Genomic DNA, 16,831 nt, shown 5'->3' with positions numbered 1-16,831 from the left:
CGCGCGCCCGTCAGCCGGCGGCATCCAGGGGCGGTTCGACCACGACTCCGGTGATCTCGATCGTGCGACCTGCGATCGCAGAGATGCGGAAGACCGTCGCCTGCCGCGGCGTGGACACGTCGAGTTCGAGGATGACGACCTCGATCCGATGATCGCCGACTGTCAGGATGCCGTGGCCGGGCGCATCGACGAAGAGCGAGTAGGTCCGAGCGCGCATCGCTGCGATGCTCTCCGGCGGTGTGCCCGGATCGGGCGAGCGCGGGAAGATCCGTCGCACGGTCGGCACCGGTCGACCCGGGATCGCTCCGCTTTTCATCCGGAGCGGGAACAGCGCGACCACCTGTCCGACGAAGAGTTCGATCACATCGTCGGAACCCGCTGAGGGCGCAGCGTCGTCAGACGCTGCCGCGGTCACGCCGACTCGGAACGGAGCTCACGGTCGACCGAGGCGGCCTCGAGCGCACGGCGGAGCTGACTGCTCGAGGTGTGCACGGTGTACGGGAAGTAGACGACCTCGACCCCGACTTCGGCGAACTCGCGCTCGAGGCGGTCGCCCTTCTCGGTGCCGCGCCAGTCGTCGCCCTTGAAGAAGTGGGTGAACCCCACTTCGCGCCAGACGTCGAGCTTGTCGGGCACCGTCTCGATGTGGACGTGGTCGACGAAGCGGATGCCGCGCAGGATGTCCGCGCGCTCCGAGGTGGGGATGAACGGATCCACGCCCTTCACCTGATGCAGCATCTCGTCGCTCACCACCCCGGCGATGAGCAGATCGCAGTTGTCCCTCGCATGTCGAAGGATGTTCAGGTGTCCCACGTGGAACAGGTCGAACGCCCCCGCGGCGTAACCGATACGCACAGTCATCGCAAGCTCCCCAGCAAGCAGACAGATCGAGCCCCAACTCGAATCAGGCCCCCAAAGCCCGATGGGGGGAGACTACACCACGGCGAGACGGAGCGTCACGACCGCCTTCGGGGCCGGTACTCCAGGTACCGGAATCCGGCTCCGCCGGCCGCCATGCCCAGTCCGCGGGCCACGAGCCGCGCACCGCGGGCGCGGTGCACCGTCGAGCGGGAGACCGCACCGATGAGCCAGCGGCCGCCGCCGGCGAGCGCGCGGGCGGCGCCGACGGCGACCCATCGGACGCGGCGCGCCCATCGGCGCGGGGCGCCTGCGGTGAGGTCGATGTCTCCGCGAGCCGTCGTCGTCCCGACGCGGAATGCGCGGCGGAGGACCCACGAGGGCGTCGCGCGGTCGTCCGGCACGTGATCGATGACGACCGCGTCGGCCGCGGCGACGATCCGAGCACCGCGTCGATGCAGGGCTGATGTGAAGTGGATGTCCTCGCCGCCCGTCCGACCGAAGTCCTCGTCGAAACGGATGCCCGTCGTCCGGAGGATCGCACAGCCGATGAGCAGGTTGTTCGTCGGGGCCACCGGCATCCGCTCACCGTTCGCGAATCGTACGCGCCGGAAGAATCCGCCCGCGGTGATCCACTCGGAAGGCGCGGAGTCGAACGCGGATTCCACGCGGCCGGAGACGAGATCGGCTTCCCCGGATGCCCACGGGTCGAGCAGTGTCCGCAGCCACCCCGGTTCGGGGACTTCGTCGTCGTCGATGAAGACGAGCGCGTCCGCTGCGCGGGTGAGGGCCTCATCGATCGCGCGGTTGCGGACTGCGGCGAGCCCGGGTCGGGGTTCGGACACGTAGGACGCCCCCGCCTCCGTCGCGGCACCCGCCGCACTGCCCTCCGGGTCGTTGTCGATGACGAGGACCTCGGCGACGACCGGCCGGACGTCCTCGCGATGCTCGGCGAGGGCGGCCAGCAGCCGGCGGAGCCGATCGGGACGACGGTACGAGGGCACCGCGACGAGAACACTCGTGCCGGACGCGTTCACGCGCCGCCCCGCCGGGCGCGGACCGCGCGCGCGTACGCATCGCGATGACGGATGCCGACGAGCGACCAGCCGCGATCCTCGAGATCCGGTCCCGTCTCGGGAGGCGTCGCCGCGGCCTCCGCGAAGCGCTCGAGATCGGCCGCCGTCAGCTCCCCGTCGAACATCGAGACCCACCCCGGTCCGACCTCGTCGGCGAGCGCGGCGTTCACCTCGTTGCGCGGGACCAGCACCGGTCGACCCAGTGAGAGAGCCGCCAGCGCCGTTCCGGAGTTGTGCATGAACCGGTAGGGCAGCACGACCCCGACCGACGACATGACCGCGCGGGCGAAGTCCTCCTCGGACAGGTAGCGAAGGTCGACCGAGATCCGCTCGTCCTGCTCCGCGAGCCCGCGGATCTCGTCGGCGAGCTCACGGGTCGACGGGTTGCCGGAGATGCGGAGCGTCCACTCGGCCAGTCGCGTCGCGCGGAAGCCTGCGATCAGCGGCTCGACGCCCTTGTAGCGCCGGACCAGACCGACGAATCCGAGAGAACGCGGCACCGCGGGCACGCGTTCGACGGCGGCGAACCAGTCCCGGTAGTGCCCATGCGGGATGACGGCGGAGGGGACACCGGCGCGGACGGGAGTCGACTCGTTGAGTCGGATGTGGAAGTCCGCCCGGCGATCGACCCACTGCAGGAGCCGGCGCTCCCACCGGGAGTCGACGTCGGGGAGTTCCACGTTGTGCAGCGTCCGGACGATCGCCACACGCGTGACCCGAAGACGGGCGATCAGCACGGTGCCGAACAACCGTCGGATGAACCGTTTGAGGGGCGTCGCGCCGCCGAACAGCGTCTCGGGCCAGTGGAAGTGCAGAGCGTCATAGCGGCCGAACAACGCCGTTCGCCGGGCGAAGCGCAAGTGCTCGAGGCCGGGCTCGGCGGCCAGGGCCGCGTCCAGCATGTGGACGTACGGGTTCGAGGTGGGCCGCGGCGCACCGAAGGACTGCATCACGCGCAGGCGGTCACCGGTCGACATAGCCGACAGTCTGGCAGGTTGACGCATCCCCTATGCTCAGACCGGGGACGATGCATCTAGTCGGGGGACGGAGCATACAGCGATGAGCGCATTCGGGGACTCGTGGGGTCGGCTGGCGGCGGCGCAGAAGGGGCACGCCCGCGGTGCGCCCGCCTATTCCGTGTACGTCAATCGACGTATCGGCAGGGCGCTGGCCGCCGCCGCCCACCAGTGGGGGATCACCCCCGACGGTGCGACCGGGATCAGCGCGCTGCACACCTTCGGCGCTCTCGTCGTGCTCGTCGTCGCGCCCGCACAGTGGTGGACCGGATGCCTCGTCGCGGCGCTCCTGGTCCTCGGCTACGCGTGGGATTCGGCCGACGGTCAGCTCGCCCGCCTGCGCGGCGGGGGGAGCCTCGCGGGGGAGTGGCTCGATCACTTCGTGGACGCGTTCAAGACGGCATCCCTCCATCTGTGCGTCCTGGTCGCCCTCTGGTGGCACACCGACGCGCGCGACACCCTGTGGCTCCTCGTCCCGCTCGCGTACTGCGTGGTCGGCGTCGTGACCTTCTTCGGGATGCTGCTCAACGACCTCCTCAAAGGCAAGAAGGGCGTGCCATCGACGCACGCCCGGGGCGGCGGCACCGCGTTGCGCTCGCTCATCCTGGTGCCGACGGACTTCGGGCTGCTGTGCCTCGTGTTCGTCCTGTGGGGCGCTCCGCCGCTGTTCCTCGCGGCGTACACGCTGCTGCTGATCGCGAACGCCGTCTTCCTGGCCGCCGCCGCGGTCAAATGGCACCGCGAGATCCGTGCCCTCGATCTCCCGGTGACGGCGCCGGCGGGAGTCGCCATCACGGGGGTCCCGGGGCCGTGAGTCCACGCGCCGCGGTGGTGATCGTGAACTACGGTGCCAGCGCGATCCTCGAGCCCAATGCCGCGACGGTGACTCCGCCCGCGGACGGGTTCGTCGTGGTGGTCGACTGCTTCAGCTCCGCGGACGAGCGGCAGCGCATCGAAGCGGCGTGTCACCGTCACGGGTGGGTGCCGGTCCTCCTCGAGCACAACGCGGGTTTCGGCGGGGGGACGAACGCAGGGGTCGAGGTCGCGCTCCGGCGTGGCGCAGAGGTGATCGTCGCGCTGAACCCTGACGCCACCATCGATTCTCACAGCCTCACGCAGCTGGTCCAGGCGGCCGCCGACGACCCCGAGGCCCTGGTGTCACCCGTCATCGTCGACGGAACGGGCGGGGTCTGGTTCGGCGGCAGCGACCTCTACCTCGACGACGGATCGATCGCCGGTGCCCGCCGCCGAGTCGAGCGCGCCGGCAGGCCCCGCCACGAGTGGGCGACGGGTGCCTGCTTCGCCATGTCCGCAGGGCTGTGGTCGCGCGTCGGGGGTTTCGATGAGGAGTACTTCCTCTACTGGGAGGACGTCGACCTGTCGCGACGGGTGCTCGACGCGGGCGGATCGTTGCGCACCCTTCCGGTCACCGCCGTCCACGACGAGGGGCAGACGCACGTCGACGCCGTGCAGGGGCGAGCCAAGTCCGAGACGTACTACTACTACAACATCCGCAACCGGCTTCTCTACGCCGCGAAGCACGGCGATGCCGAGATGGTGCGCCGCTGGTGGCGGGCGACACCTCGCGTGTCGTGGCTCATCCTGATGCAGGGCGGCCGCGCTCAGCTGCGCTCCCTCGCACCCTGGCGCGCACTGGCGCGAGGCATCCGTGACGGACGACGAGCGATCGCCAGCGCATCGCCGAGGGGTCGCGCCTAACGACCGACGGCTGCGTCGCGCAGCCGCTCCACCGCGGCGCGCCACGTGTATCGCGCCACGACGGCCTCGCGGGTCACGGCGTCCGGTCGCCTGCCCCACGCACCGTCGATCGCTGCGGCGACAGCCTGTGCGGATGCCGTCGGCGACAGGAACTCGGCGTACGAACCCACGGTCTCGCGAAAGACGGCGATGTCGCTGGCCAGCAGAGGCGTCCCGAACCACGCAGCCTCCACAGCGGGCAGTCCGAACCCCTCATCGAGGCTCAGGCTGATCGCGAGCGCGGCATGGGTGTAGAGCCAGGCGACCTCGTCGTCATCCAGAGACCCCAGGAACACGACTCGGCCCTCGGCGACGGCGGAACGGAGCGTGTCGGGCAGTTCCGTGCTCACCCCCGAGTGGGCGGATCCGCCGACGACGTACACGGGGGTCTGCGGGGTGACGGCGGCCGCAAGCCGGGCGCCGTCGATGACCGCTGCGAGGTTCTTTCGGACGTTCAAGCGCCCGACCGTGACGGCGAACCCCGACCCCTCGGGCACGGCCGCCGGGCGGCGCGGCACGGCATCCGTCAACGCGCTGGGAACACCCAGCCCGACGGCGATCGGCGTGAGCTGCGGGGCGAGGCGGGCGATGCGCCGCGCCTCGGTCTCCGTCGAGGTCGTCACGACCGAGGCCCGACGGGACCAGGGGAGCATGGGGGCGAAGTACAGCCGCTCCCGGCGGGAGAACCACTCCGGGTTGTCGTGGAACATCGCGTCGTGCACGAAGACGACGGAGCGCCCCGACCGTGGCGCGTAATTGTGCACGATGCCGACCTCGGCGCCGGAAGCGCGGGACAGGCGCGGCAACTCCCAGCGGTTGGCGAGGGCGTGCGGCCAGAGCCTCGTGCGGACGACCTCCGCGCCCGCGGGTACGTCGGACGCATCGGCGTCGTTCCGGAGCGCGAGGATGAGCTCGTCGTCGGGGAACGTGTCCGCCCAGAAGCGGATGAACTCCTTCTGCACCGTCCGGTTCGCCCCGGGTCCCCGGCCCCACCAGAAGGCGTCGAACATCACTCGCATAGTCCCCCCCGACGGTCATCATACGAGCACGCCGTCGCGTCGCAGAGAAGTCCGTGCTTGCGCTGTGGCGTTCGGAGACGTATGTTGTGCACGATCCTGCTGGGGGCGGGATCTCTCGTTGGGGAACGAGAAACGACTTTGGGGGTCGGGGATTTCCGTGGGGACACATGACGCTGCGCGTTTCGCGCGCCGGCTGCAGCGGGGGGCGGTGGTCGCCCTCGCAGGCGTCACTCTGCTCGCCGGCTGCAGCGCAGTAGCGGCGGCCGAACGGCCCGCCGCCGCACCGACGCAGGCGACGGTGTCGCCCACGCCGATCGACCCGGACGCTCCCGCGCCCGTGCCGTCCGAGGAAGCGGACGCGCCCACGAAGGCGCCGACGGTCGACGTCGAGAAGGGCGCGATCGACGAACCGATCGCGCTGTCCACGGGTCTGGTCATCGAGCTCGACTCGGTGTCGGCGACCTCCGTCGAGGCGAAGACACCCGGCGAGGTGTCCGGGCCCGCCGTCGTCGTGCGGCTGACCGCCCGCAACGACTCGCGGGAGGCCGCCGACCTCGACTCCGCCGTCGTCACGCTCACGGCAGCGGACGGCGAGTACGGCATCGGCACGACCGCGGGGCCCAACACGCCCCTGGCCGGTGACCTCGAACCGGGCGACTCCGCATCCGGTTCCTATGTCTTCATGCTCGACCCCGCGGCCGATCGCGCCGTCACCGTGAGCGTCAACTATTCGGCGGGCGAGCCCATCGCCGAATTCTCGGGAAAGACGGACTGAACATGACCACTGCAACGACTCGCAAGCCGTCGCTGCTCGCCCGCGCCGTCAGCGTCCTGGCGGCGACGGCGCTCATCGGCGCCGGTGTGCTGGCAGTGTCGCCGGCCGCTCACGCCGCAGAGCCGCTCTCGCCCGATCCCGCTCCGCTGCTCCAGCGCGACGCCGACGTCGCGACCGCCGACGCGCTCCCGACGGTGCAGATCGACGACGGGTACGTCTGGGCGCAGACCATGATCGGCAACACCGTCTACGCTGCCGGCTCGTTCACCAATGCCCGCGCCCCCCTCGCCGCGCCGGGCACGAGCCTCACGCCGCGGTCGAACATCCTCGCCTACGACATCTCTACGGGGAACCTGAAGTCCTTCGCCCCGCAGGTCAACGGCGTCATCAAGGCCATCGCCGCATCGCCCGACGGCAGCCGGATCTACATCGGCGGATCCTTCAACTCGGTCAACGGCACGACGCGGTTCAACTTCGCCGCGCTCGACGCGACGACGGGAGCCCTCGTACCGGGCTTCTCCCCGTCGGTGGGCGGCACCGGTGTGTACGCCATCGCGACGACCGGGAGCGCCGTCTACGTCGGCGGCCGCTTCACGCAGGGCAACGGCGTCGCGCGCGGCAACCTCGCCGCTTTCAGCACGAGCAACGGAGCCCTGCTGTCCTGGGCCCCCACCACCGACCTGCAGGTCGACGCGATGGTGATGGAGCCGGGCAACCAGAAGGTGATCATCGGCGGTCGCTTCTACACGGTCAACGGCGTCGGCGGTGAACAGCGCGGCATCGGCGCACTCGACCCCGCGACGGGCGCGACCGTACCCTGGGCGGTGACCTCCGTCATCAAGAACGGCTGGGCCGAGGGAGGCAACGCCGGTCGCAGCGGCATCTTCGCACTCGCGACGGATGCCGGTGGCGTCTACGGCACGGGCTGGACCTACGCCGACGTCGCGACCGGCAACATCGAGGGCACGTTCGCCGTCAATGCGGGAGCGGGAGACCTCCGCTGGCTCGCGGACTGCCACGGCGACCACTACGGTGTCTGGTCGACCGGCAAGATCGTCTACTCGACGAGCCACACCCACCAGTGCGACACCGTCAACCTCTGGCCGGAGCAGCCCAAGCGTCAGTACCGGTACATCGAGGCCTACACGGCCGATGCGCGCGGGACGCTGCCCCGGACCCCCAGCGAGAGCTCCATCTACAAGAACTGGGCGGGGACGCCGTCGCCGTCGGCCTACGCCTGGTACCCCGACTTCACGGTCGGCAACACCTCCGGGCTCGGACAGGCCGGTCTGTCGATCACCGGAACCGGGGACTACATCTCGGTTGCCGGCGAGTTCGGCAGCGTGAACAATCAGCGGTATCAGGGCATCGTCCGCTTCTCGACCAAGCCGTCGACGGGTGCGAAGCAGGGTCCGCGCATCGCCACGGCCAGCTGGGCGCCGAGCGCCCGCTCGATCACCGCGGGTGAGGCCCGCGTGCAGATCCAGGCGAACTGGGATCGCGACGACATGAACCTCACGTACGAGCTCCGTCGCAGCGGCCGGTCCACGCCCGTCGCGACGACGACCGTCGCCTCGACCTGGTGGCAGCGCCCGGGCATCGTGATGAAGGACACCGACGTCGTCGCAGGGCAGACGTACACCTATACGGTCATCGCCCGCGATGGAAACGGGAACGCGGTCCAGAGCTCCGCCGCGACGGTCACGATCAGCTCCACGTCCGCCTCGGCGTACGCGAGTGCGGTCATCGATGACAGCGCGACCCATTACTGGCCGCTGGGGGAGGACTCCGGCACCGCCGCGTTCGACTGGGCGGGCAGCGAAGACCTCACGGTGAACGGTGCGACGCGCGGCGTAGCGGGGCAGAACCAGGCGACGACGACGAAGGCGACGCAGTTCGCCGGTGTCGACGGCTCCTTCGCCTCGACCGCGACGCCTGAGGTCGGCCCGAACACGTTCTCGGTGGAGGCCTGGTTCAAGACGACCAGCACCTCCGGGGGAAAGATCGTCGGTTTCGGCAACAACGCCGGCGGCACGTCCGGCAGCTACGACCGGCACATCTATCTGAGCAACGACGGTCGACTGACGTTCGGCGTCTATCCCGGCAGCGTCCAGACGCTCGAGAGCGGGCCGGGCTACAACGATGGCGCCTGGCACCAGGTGGTCGCGAGCCTCTCTCCCGCCGGCATGCGGTTCTACGTCGACGGCGCCCTCGTGGGCGGCCGATCGGACATCACGTCGGGTGAGGGCTACAACGGCTATTGGAAGGTCGGCGGCGACAACACCGGCGGCTGGCCCAACAGCGGCAGCAGCAGCTACCTCTCCGGGACGATCGCAGACGTCGCGGTGTACCCGTCGGCCCTGAGCCTCGACGCCGTCGCCCGGCACTACGCTGCGAGCGGCCGCGGGACGGCGCCCGCCGCCGCACCGTCCGACACGTACGGCAAGTCCGTCTACGCGCTGAACCCCTCGGTGTACTGGCGTCTCGATGAGACGACCGGCGCCGCTGCCGCGGACTCGAGCGGTGCGGGCTACATCTACCCGGGAACCTACTTCGGTGGGGTGACCAAGGGGGCTCCGAGCGCTCTGGCCACCGGTGCGGGCACCTCGATCGCCCTGAGCCCGAATGGCCAGACCGGTGTGACGGGTGACAAGCAGGTGTTCAACCCGACGACCTACTCGATGGAGACGTGGTTCAAGACGACCAGCACCAACGGTGGCAAGCTGATCGGCTTCGGCAGCAACCGCGTGGGGGAGAGCGGAAACTACGACCGGCACGTCTACATGAGTGGTGACGGCGCGCTGCGCTTCGGGGTCTGGAACGGCTGGGCCGGCATCATCCAGAGCGGTCCGGGATTCAACGACGGGAAGTGGCACCATGTCGTCGCCACGCAGTCGTCGGCCGGCATGCGTCTGTACCTCGATGGCCAGCTCGTCGACCAGAACGACATCACGACGGCGCAGAACTACAGCGGCTACTGGCGCATCGGCGGCGACTCCGGCTGGGAAGGCGCGACCTACTGGACCGGCTCGCTCGACGAGGCCGCCGTGTACCCGACGGCGTTGACGCAGGCTCAGGTATCGGACCACTTCATCATCGGCTCCGGCCAGCAGCCGCCGAACGCGGCTCCGCGGGACCTCGCCTTCACCGCCGACGCGAACGGCCTGACCGCCGCATTCACCGGCGCGGCCACCGACCCCGACGGCGACCCGCTGACCTACGCGTGGAGCTTCGGCGACGACGCCACAGCAGCGGGGGCGACGGTCTCGCACCGCTTCGCGGCAGCCGGCACGTACGCCGTCACGCTGACGGTGACCGACGGTCGCGGCGGCTCGACGCAGCACACGGAGAACGTGACGGTGACCCACGCGGCACCCGTGGCGGCGTTCACGTCCGAGGCGGACGAGCTGACTGTGACGACGGATGCCTCGGGCTCCTCGGCCTCGGACGGCGCGACCCTGGCCTACGACTGGAACTGGGGCGACGGCTCCGCGCACACGACCGGTGCGGCGGCGACGCACGAGTACGACGAGGACGGCGACTACACGGTCACCCTGACGGTGACCGACAGCCTCGGCGCGACGGACTCCGTGCAGCGCACGGTCACGGTCGCCGCGACCCCCGCTCCCGCCTATGCCGCATCGGATGCCTTCGGGCGGACGGTCGCGTCCGGATGGGGCACCGCCGACGTCGGCGGTGGATGGACCTTCGCGAGCAGCTCGACCTCGGGTGCCTCCGTGCAGGACGGCAAGGGCCAGCTGACGGTCGCCGCCGGGCAGACGCGGACCCTCGCCCTCGGCTCCTCCGTGCGCGATTCGGAGAACCGCGTGGACTACACACTGACGAACGGTCCCTCCGCAGGCGCCGGCTACGTCGGACTGGGGGCACGGCGCAACGGGTCGAACTTCTACAACGTGCGCGTCTGGCACCGTGACACGGGAGCGGTCTGGCTCGTCGCCCAGCGCGGCACCACGGTCATCACCTCGAAGGCCGTGAGCGGACTCACCTGGGGAGCTGGCGACGCGTTCTCGCTCCGGGTCGACGTGACGGGCACGAACCCGACGGCCATCAAGGCCAAGGTGTGGAAGCAAGGGGCCGCCGAGCCGTCCTCGTGGCAGCTCGAGACGACGGATTCCACGGCCGAGCTGCAGACCTCCGGTGGGCCGATCCTGCACTATGCGATGGCCGGCTCCGCCACCTCGCCGGGCACGGTCCGCTTCGACAACCTCACGGTGCGCGACAGCCAGGCGGCCCCCGCCCCCAACCAGGCGCCGGTCGCGAGCTTCACCTCGTCAGCATCCGGTCTCACCGCGTCGGTGAACGGCTCAGGGTCGACGGATGCAGACGGGTCGATCGCGTCGTACTCCTGGAACTGGGGGGACGGTTCGCCCGCATCGTCGGGAGCGACGGCATCCCACACCTACGCGTCGGCCGGCGACAAGCAGGTCACCTTGACGGTGACGGATGACGACGGAGCCACGCACTCCGTCACGAAGACCGTGACCGTCACGGCTCCTGCACCCAATCAGGCGCCGGTGGCGAGCTTCACGTCCTCGACGTCGAACCTCACCGCGTCGGTGAACGGTACGGGATCGACGGATGCGGACGGATCCATCGCGTCGTATTCGTGGAAGTGGGGCGACTCGTCGCAGGACTCGACAGGCGCGACGGCTTCGCACACCTATGCGGCGGCGGGCGACTACGAGGTGACCCTCACGGTCACCGACGACAAGGGTGCGACGCACTCGGTGAAGAAGACCGTCACGGTCACCGCACCGGCACCGGCCGATGTCCTCGCCCGCGATGCCTTCGAGCGCACCGCGACGGGAGGCTGGGGCACGGCCGACGTCGGGGGCGCCTGGACGATCAGCGGTGGCGCGGCGTCCGCGGCGAGCGTGAGCGGCGGGACGGGCAAGTTCGCGCTGAGCGCGGGGGGCACGCGTACCGCACTGCTCTCGCAGACGCCGCTGCGCAACTTCACCGCATCCACCGACTTCACGATCGACGTCGCCTCGTCGACCGGGTCGGGTTATGTCGGCATCGTTCCGCGCAATGCAGGGAGCAGCTACTACGTCGTGAACGCCTGGCTGCGGACGGACGGCAAGGTGTACCTCGTGGCGCAGCGCGGCTCGACCGTTCTGCAGACGTTCAGCGCGACGGGTCTCACGTACGCCGCCGGCGACAGCTTCTCGCTGAAGGTCGAGTCCGCCGGGGCGAACGGCACGACCGAGCTGCGGGCGAAGCTGTGGAAGAAGGGTGCCACCGAGCCGTCGGCATGGCAGCTCGTGGCCACGGACACGACAAGCGACCTCCAGGCGGCTGCGTCGGTCGGGCTTCGCGCCAACCGCGCATCGTCGTCGACGAGTGCCATGACGGTGTCCTTCGACGACTTCCGGGTCGTGCCGATCGGATGACCACGATGTCGGCCCGCCGGCATGCAACGGAGCATCCGGCGGGCCGATCCGCGCTGAGGGGAGGTGAATGCGGATGCCGAACGGTCTCATGATGATGGCTGTGGTGACCGCGCTCGTCGCAGCGGGGATCGCGGCGATGTTCCTCGTGCGGGCGCCGCACGCCAGCCTCGCCGTCTGGGTGCTCGCAGCCTTCTTCCTGCCGATCTGGGTCGGCCTGAACGTCGGCTTCTACATGTCCGGCATCACGCTCCTGACCCTCGGTTTGGTGGTCCTCCACGGCGGCCGCTTCCGCCTCGCAGCACCGGACGCGTTCATGCTGCTGTTCGTCGGCCTGGTCGTGCTGCTCTTCGCGGCGAGGCAGGTCGAGCTGTCGCACCTCGTATCCGGCGTTCTCGAACTGGTCCTCCCGTACTTCTGGGGACGGATCATCTACGAACGCGTCGGGTCGCGGCCGATCACGGGCTGGATCGCGGGGGCGGCCGTCGCGGTCGGGGTCCTGGCCGTCATCGAGTTCCTCACCGGCTCGAACCTCTTCATCGGCATCCCGGGGTATGGACCGCTCCAGGCGACCTGGGGCACGCTGCAGCCGCGCGCCGGATTCCTCCGGGCCGAGGGGGCGTTCGGCCACTCCATCGCGCTGGGCGGCGCGCTCGCGATGTCGGCCGCCTTCGTGCTCGCCGCCCGCGCGACGACATGGATGAAGGCCGTCGGCCTGACCGTCGTCGGCGTGGCCGTGGTCTTCACTTTCAGCCGGATCGGCATCATCACCTTCGTCCTGACGGTCGTGCTCTCCATCCTCGTGCTGCGCGGTGTCGGAGCGTCGATCCGCTGGCTCACCGCCGGGCTGCTGGGCGTCGGGCTCTTCATCCTGGTGCCGTTCCTCGACACGGTGTTCCTCGACGCGGGCAGCGAAGCAGGCGGCAGCGCGGACTACCGCGGCAGCCTGACGGTCCTGCTCAGCCAGGTCCAGCCGATCGGCGGCGCCACGGGCTGGGGGGACCTGGTCGTCGGCGACGACTACCTCGGCAACTTCACGGCCTCGACCGACAACGCGTTCATCTCACTGCTGCTGCGGTACGGATACATCCCGACCGCGGCGCTGTTCGCCGTGTACGTGGGCGCCGTGATCGTCGCCGTCACGTCCAAGCGCATGTCTCCGGCGTCGGTGGCGATCCTCGCCCAGTTGCCCGGACTGTTCGCCGTCGCGTTCATCACGCAGTACGGCATCCTGCTCTGGTTCATCGTCGGCGTCGCGGTCTCGAGCGCGCTGAGACCGGAGCGGGAAAGCACCGCATCGTCCCGGTTCGCGGAGCATCCGCGCCCGGAAGTCGTGATCGTCGACGGGGCCGGAGTCGGCACGTCATCAAGGGGGAGATGAGTTGTCAGGACGTCGAGAGGGAACATCAAGACGGTCCGTGCTGTCGACGCTGAAGGAGTCGGTGGCGGCGTGGCGCCGCGTCGGCCCGTTCTTCACGCGGTCCCGCAGCAAGATCGTCCTCATCGCGGTGGCCTCGGTCGCGGCCGGCCTCTTCGAGGCAGCGCTCCTCACGCTCATCGCTGCGCTCGCCCTGGCGCTCGCCGAGAGCCGCGACGTCCGGGTAGATCTCATCGGGCTCGAGATCACCCTGAACCTGCCGCTCGCCCTGACGCTCGGCATCCTGCTGGCCCTTCTCCGCGGGGCCCTGCAACTCTGGGTCGCGTATCTGCCCGCCGTGATGAGCGGGCAGGCGATGGTGGATCTGCGCACCCGTCTCTTCGACGCCTTCGTCGGTGCCGCCTGGCCGTCCAAGGCGGCTGAACGCGACGGTGGGTTCCAGTCGGTGATGCTGAACCAGGTCCGCGCGACGTCCGAGACCATCATCCTCATCGCGGGAGTCATCTCGGCAGGCCTCATGTTCCTCAGCCTGCTCGCGTCCGCGGTCGCGATGAGCCCGCCCGCCGCAGCCGTCATCACGGTGGTGTCGCTGGCGCTGTTCGCGGTGCTCCGCCCGCTCTCGCGCTCGCTGCGGCGGGCCTCCACCGTCCTGAGCTCCGAGAACATCGAGTACGCCAAGACCACCCAGGAAGTCGCGGCCCTCGCCGAGGAGACCGAGGTCTTCGGTGCGACGCCCGCCTACCGGGAGCGGTTCTATGCGCAGCTGCGTGCTGTGCAGCATCCCTTCCAGAAGGTGCGGTACCTCTCTGGTGCCGTGCCCGCCCTCTATCAGAGCGTCGCGCTGCTCGTCCTCGTCATCGCGCTCGGCGTCGTAGCGCTCCTCGGGGCCGGCAACATCGCTACGCTCGGCGCGGTCGTCCTCATCCTGATCCGAGCCGTCACGTACGGCCAGCGCGTGCAGGGCGCGATCACCTCCGTCGACGAGAAGCTGCCGTTCGTCCATCACCTCGCCGACGCGATCGAACGGTACGAGTCGCAGCCCCAGCGTCCCGGCCACGAGGCTGCTGACCACATCGGCGATCTCACCATGAGCGGCGTCGGCTTCGGTTACGACCGAGGTGTGGACGTGCTCCGCGACATCTCCTTCTCGGTGAAGATGGGCGAGATCGTCGGCATCGTCGGCCCGTCGGGAGCAGGCAAGTCCACACTCGTGCAACTTTTGCTGAGGCTGCGGGAGCCCACCGCGGGTGTCTATTCCGTGAACGGAATGCCCGCCGCGGCCATCGACCGGGACGACTGGCGCCGGATGGTGACCTACGTCCCGCAGTCCCCGCAGCTGTTCTACGGAACGGTGCGCGAGAACATCCGCTTCTTCCGCGACGGCATGGACGACGCCGCCGTCGAGGAGGCCGCGCGCCGCGCGCACATCCACGAGGACATCCTGCGGCTGCCCGATGGGTACGACACGATCGTCGGCGCCCGCGCCTCACTGGTGTCCGGCGGGCAGCGGCAGCGCATCTGCCTCGCTCGCGCGCTCGCCGCGCGTCCTGCCGTCATGATCCTCGACGAGCCGACCAGCGCCCTCGACGTCAAGTCGGAGGAGTCGGTCCAAGCAACGCTCCACGAGCTCGCCGGGGACGCCATCGTCTTCCTCGTCGCGCACCGGCTGTCGACGCTCGCGATCTGCGACCGCGTGATGGTGGTCGCCGACGGCACGATCGCCGGCTTCGACACGGCGGAGAACCTGCGTCACGACAACCACTACTTCCAGGAGGTCAGCGAGATCTCCGGGCGAACGGCCTCCCGCGGCGGCCCTCGTCGATCGGCCCTGGGCTGACGCCGTGGATGTCCTCTCCGTCTCGACCGGCAGGAATCGCGTGCGCGCCGTCCGTCGCAACCTGGCGCCCGGGCTGTGGGTCAAGGCAGGTCCGCTGATGTGGCGCCGCGTCGGGTCCGGCCCGGTGCCGGGTCACGCCTCGTCTACGAAGGGGGTCGCCTCGACCCGGGACCCGGGCTCGCCTCTCACGCGACTCGGCGACCTGCGCCACGCGTTCGTCGTCCTCGGTCGTGGGGGAACGGCGGATGCCGCGATTGCGGCCCATGACGGAGGGACGGTCCTGTTCGACACGTCATCGCACCACGTCATCCGCCGGTACGGCACGGGGCCCGTGACCGAGGACTACGTCCGGATGCGCGCCGCGTTCACGTCGCACGTCGGCGCTCCCGCCTTCGCCGTCGGCGGGGACGGTGAGTTCGTGGTCGAGGAGTTGGTCACGGGTGAACATCTCCTCGACGTCCACCCCCGCGTTCGCATCGCCGCTGTGCAACAGCTGATCGGCGAGTACGCACACCTGACAGCGGAGGCCGGCGCCGGGGGAGCCGGTCTGCGGCAGGTACTGGCACCTGTCGCACACGACCTCGCCGAGACCTCGCCGTTCCGGGAGGGATGGGATGTCGGCCACGTGTGCGATGCAGGCGGCCTCGGTGACCCGATGATCTGGGTGCCGAGCGCGTACGAGGCGACGACGAAGAACTTGATGATCGCGCGCGGGGGGCGGCCGGTGCCGATCGATTTGGGAGATCTGCAGCTGCAACCGTTCTTCGCCTACCCGATCGGCCTTTTGATCTCTGCAGGTGCGGACGTCCTCGAGGCCTATCGGGACGGTGAGTTCGACCCGGCGCTGACGGCGCTGTGGGCGGCCGCCGGACAGGAGTGGTCGGGGGGTGCCCGGCAGAGGGATGCTGTGCTCGTCGCACGCGCGGCTTTCGGGGCGGCGCGCGATCATGGCGCAGGCGTTCCCGGCGGCGTCCGCGCCCTCCTCACCGGCCGGCTCGCATCGATCGAACCCTGGCTGAGCATCACACGAACGGGAGGATTCGTATGACCGACGGCGTTCTCTTCATCTGCCACGCGAACGTCTGCCGCTCGCGGCTGATGGAGCACGAGTTCCGGACTGCTGAGCGTGCCTCCGGTGCGGAACGGTGGCGCGCGTCGAGTGCGGGGGTCGCAGCGGTCGCAGGTCAGCCGGTGTGCGACGAGGTTCAGGGTCTCGTGACGGCGACCGGCGAGGACGAGCTCGTGTCGCTCTCCGACCACGGGGCCGTGCTGCTCGACCGCGACCTGCTGCAGGATGCGGGCCTCGTGCTCACCGCGACGCGCGCCGAGCGCGCGGATGTGGCCCTGCTCATCCCTGCGATGCGGTCGCGCACGTTCACGCTGCGGGAGGCCGTCACGCTCGCTCAGATCGAGCCGGCGACGGCCGCGGGGCGGAGCGAGGATGCCTCGGGCCTGCTTGCCGCCTTCGCGGGATTCCTGGATCAGCATCGCGGCAGTGTCCGTGCGGACAACCGAACCCGGAGCGGGTGGGTGCGCCGGCGTGATCGCTCCCACGACGTCGACATCCCGGATGCACATCACCGCCGGCTCAAGGACCACCATCGGGTCCTGCAGACCGTGCAGGAGCAGACGATCGCGCTCCACACGCTCTTGCGTGCCTTCGCGGATCGCTCCGGGCGACGCGCAGCGCGCGGCCTGTGACA

13 protein-coding genes are annotated in these 16,831 nt (G+C 70.0%); 8 read left to right on the top strand and 5 right to left on the bottom strand.

Annotated features, from left to right (window positions below; translation table 11 throughout):
* Positions 1-10: 10 nt before the first annotated feature.
* From AB0259_RS09190 to AB0259_RS09175, 4 genes are all read right to left on the bottom strand, one after another.
* A complete protein-coding gene (locus tag AB0259_RS09190; RefSeq protein ID WP_366222133.1) occupies positions 11-217 on the bottom strand; it encodes a hypothetical protein in 207 nt (68 codons plus the stop codon).
* A gap of 194 nt (positions 218-411) precedes the next feature.
* A complete protein-coding gene (locus tag AB0259_RS09185) occupies positions 412-861 on the bottom strand; it encodes an adenylyltransferase/cytidyltransferase family protein (RefSeq protein ID WP_251577776.1) in 450 nt (149 codons plus the stop codon).
* Between the two features lie 95 nt (positions 862-956).
* A complete protein-coding gene (locus AB0259_RS09180) occupies positions 957-1,895 on the bottom strand; it encodes a glycosyltransferase family 2 protein (protein ID WP_366222135.1) in 939 nt (312 codons plus the stop codon).
* On the bottom strand, positions 1,892-2,911 hold the full coding sequence (locus tag AB0259_RS09175) for a glycosyl transferase (RefSeq protein ID WP_366222136.1): 1,020 nt from the start codon (positions 2,909-2,911) through the stop codon (positions 1,892-1,894). The genes AB0259_RS09180 and AB0259_RS09175 overlap by 4 nt, the downstream gene beginning before the upstream one ends.
* A gap of 82 nt (positions 2,912-2,993) precedes the next feature.
* Between AB0259_RS09175 and AB0259_RS09170 the strand changes: the two genes are divergently transcribed.
* Positions 2,994-3,764 carry a CDP-alcohol phosphatidyltransferase family protein gene (locus AB0259_RS09170; RefSeq protein WP_251577782.1) on the top strand — a complete coding sequence of 257 codons (771 nt, stop codon included), beginning with the start codon at positions 2,994-2,996 and terminating at the stop codon, positions 3,762-3,764.
* Positions 3,761-4,669 (top strand): glycosyltransferase family 2 protein, encoded by a 909-nt coding sequence (locus AB0259_RS09165; protein ID WP_251577784.1) that lies wholly within the window; start codon positions 3,761-3,763, stop codon positions 4,667-4,669. The genes AB0259_RS09170 and AB0259_RS09165 overlap by 4 nt, the downstream gene beginning before the upstream one ends.
* Here the strand turns inward: AB0259_RS09165 and AB0259_RS09160 are convergent.
* The gene (locus AB0259_RS09160) at positions 4,666-5,718 is read right to left on the bottom strand and encodes a glycosyltransferase (RefSeq protein WP_366222137.1); all 1,053 of its coding nucleotides are present in this window, start codon (positions 5,716-5,718) and stop codon (positions 4,666-4,668) included. The two genes, AB0259_RS09165 and AB0259_RS09160, sit on opposite strands and share 4 nt — an antisense overlap.
* A gap of 166 nt (positions 5,719-5,884) precedes the next feature.
* Between AB0259_RS09160 and AB0259_RS09155 the strand changes: the two genes are divergently transcribed.
* From AB0259_RS09155 to AB0259_RS09130, 6 genes are all read left to right on the top strand, one after another.
* Positions 5,885-6,502: a hypothetical protein gene (locus AB0259_RS09155; protein ID WP_251577788.1), complete on the top strand. Its 618-nt coding sequence runs from the start codon at positions 5,885-5,887 to the stop codon at positions 6,500-6,502.
* Positions 6,503-6,504: 2 nt separating this feature from the next.
* Positions 6,505-11,916, top strand: a complete 5,412-nt coding sequence (locus AB0259_RS09150) for a PKD domain-containing protein (protein WP_366222139.1) — start codon at positions 6,505-6,507, stop codon at positions 11,914-11,916.
* A gap of 67 nt (positions 11,917-11,983) precedes the next feature.
* A complete protein-coding gene (locus AB0259_RS09145) occupies positions 11,984-13,294 on the top strand; it encodes a hypothetical protein (protein ID WP_366222140.1) in 1,311 nt (436 codons plus the stop codon).
* Between the two features lie 37 nt (positions 13,295-13,331).
* Positions 13,332-15,128, top strand: a complete 1,797-nt coding sequence (locus AB0259_RS09140; RefSeq protein ID WP_366222141.1) for an ABC transporter ATP-binding protein — start codon at positions 13,332-13,334, stop codon at positions 15,126-15,128.
* A 4-nt stretch (positions 15,129-15,132) separates the two neighbouring features.
* On the top strand, positions 15,133-16,176 hold the full coding sequence (locus tag AB0259_RS09135) for a hypothetical protein (RefSeq protein ID WP_366222143.1): 1,044 nt from the start codon (positions 15,133-15,135) through the stop codon (positions 16,174-16,176).
* Positions 16,173-16,829: a hypothetical protein gene (locus AB0259_RS09130; RefSeq protein ID WP_366222145.1), complete on the top strand. Its 657-nt coding sequence runs from the start codon at positions 16,173-16,175 to the stop codon at positions 16,827-16,829. The genes AB0259_RS09135 and AB0259_RS09130 overlap by 4 nt, the downstream gene beginning before the upstream one ends.
* The last annotated feature ends 2 nt before the right edge of the window (positions 16,830-16,831 follow it).

Origin of the sequence: Microbacterium sp. NPDC080005, from assembly GCF_040702445.1 — a bacterium.
In the GTDB taxonomy this organism is placed as follows: Bacteria; Actinomycetota; Actinomycetes; order Actinomycetales; family Microbacteriaceae; genus Microbacterium; species Microbacterium oleivorans_D.
Note: the sequence above shows the minus strand (reverse complement) of the source record. Positions and strands in the feature narration are given on the sequence as shown.

Excerpts from the sequence above, each read along its gene's own strand:
- AB0259_RS09190 (WP_366222133.1), bottom strand. The coding sequence starts at position 217 with ATGCGCGCTCGGACCTACTCGCTCTTCGTCGATGCGCCCGGCCACGGC.
- AB0259_RS09185 (WP_251577776.1), bottom strand. The coding sequence starts at position 861 with ATGACTGTGCGTATCGGTTACGCCGCGGGGGCGTTCGACCTGTTCCAC.
- AB0259_RS09175 (WP_366222136.1), bottom strand. The coding sequence starts at position 2,911 with ATGTCGACCGGTGACCGCCTGCGCGTGATGCAGTCCTTCGGTGCGCCG.
- AB0259_RS09170 (WP_251577782.1), top strand. The coding sequence starts at position 2,994 with ATGAGCGCATTCGGGGACTCGTGGGGTCGGCTGGCGGCGGCGCAGAAG.
- AB0259_RS09160 (WP_366222137.1), bottom strand. The coding sequence starts at position 5,718 with ATGTTCGACGCCTTCTGGTGGGGCCGGGGACCCGGGGCGAACCGGACG.
- AB0259_RS09150 (WP_366222139.1), top strand. The coding sequence starts at position 6,505 with ATGACCACTGCAACGACTCGCAAGCCGTCGCTGCTCGCCCGCGCCGTC.
- AB0259_RS09145 (WP_366222140.1), top strand. The coding sequence starts at position 11,984 with ATGCGGATGCCGAACGGTCTCATGATGATGGCTGTGGTGACCGCGCTC.
- AB0259_RS09130 (WP_366222145.1), top strand. The coding sequence starts at position 16,173 with ATGACCGACGGCGTTCTCTTCATCTGCCACGCGAACGTCTGCCGCTCG.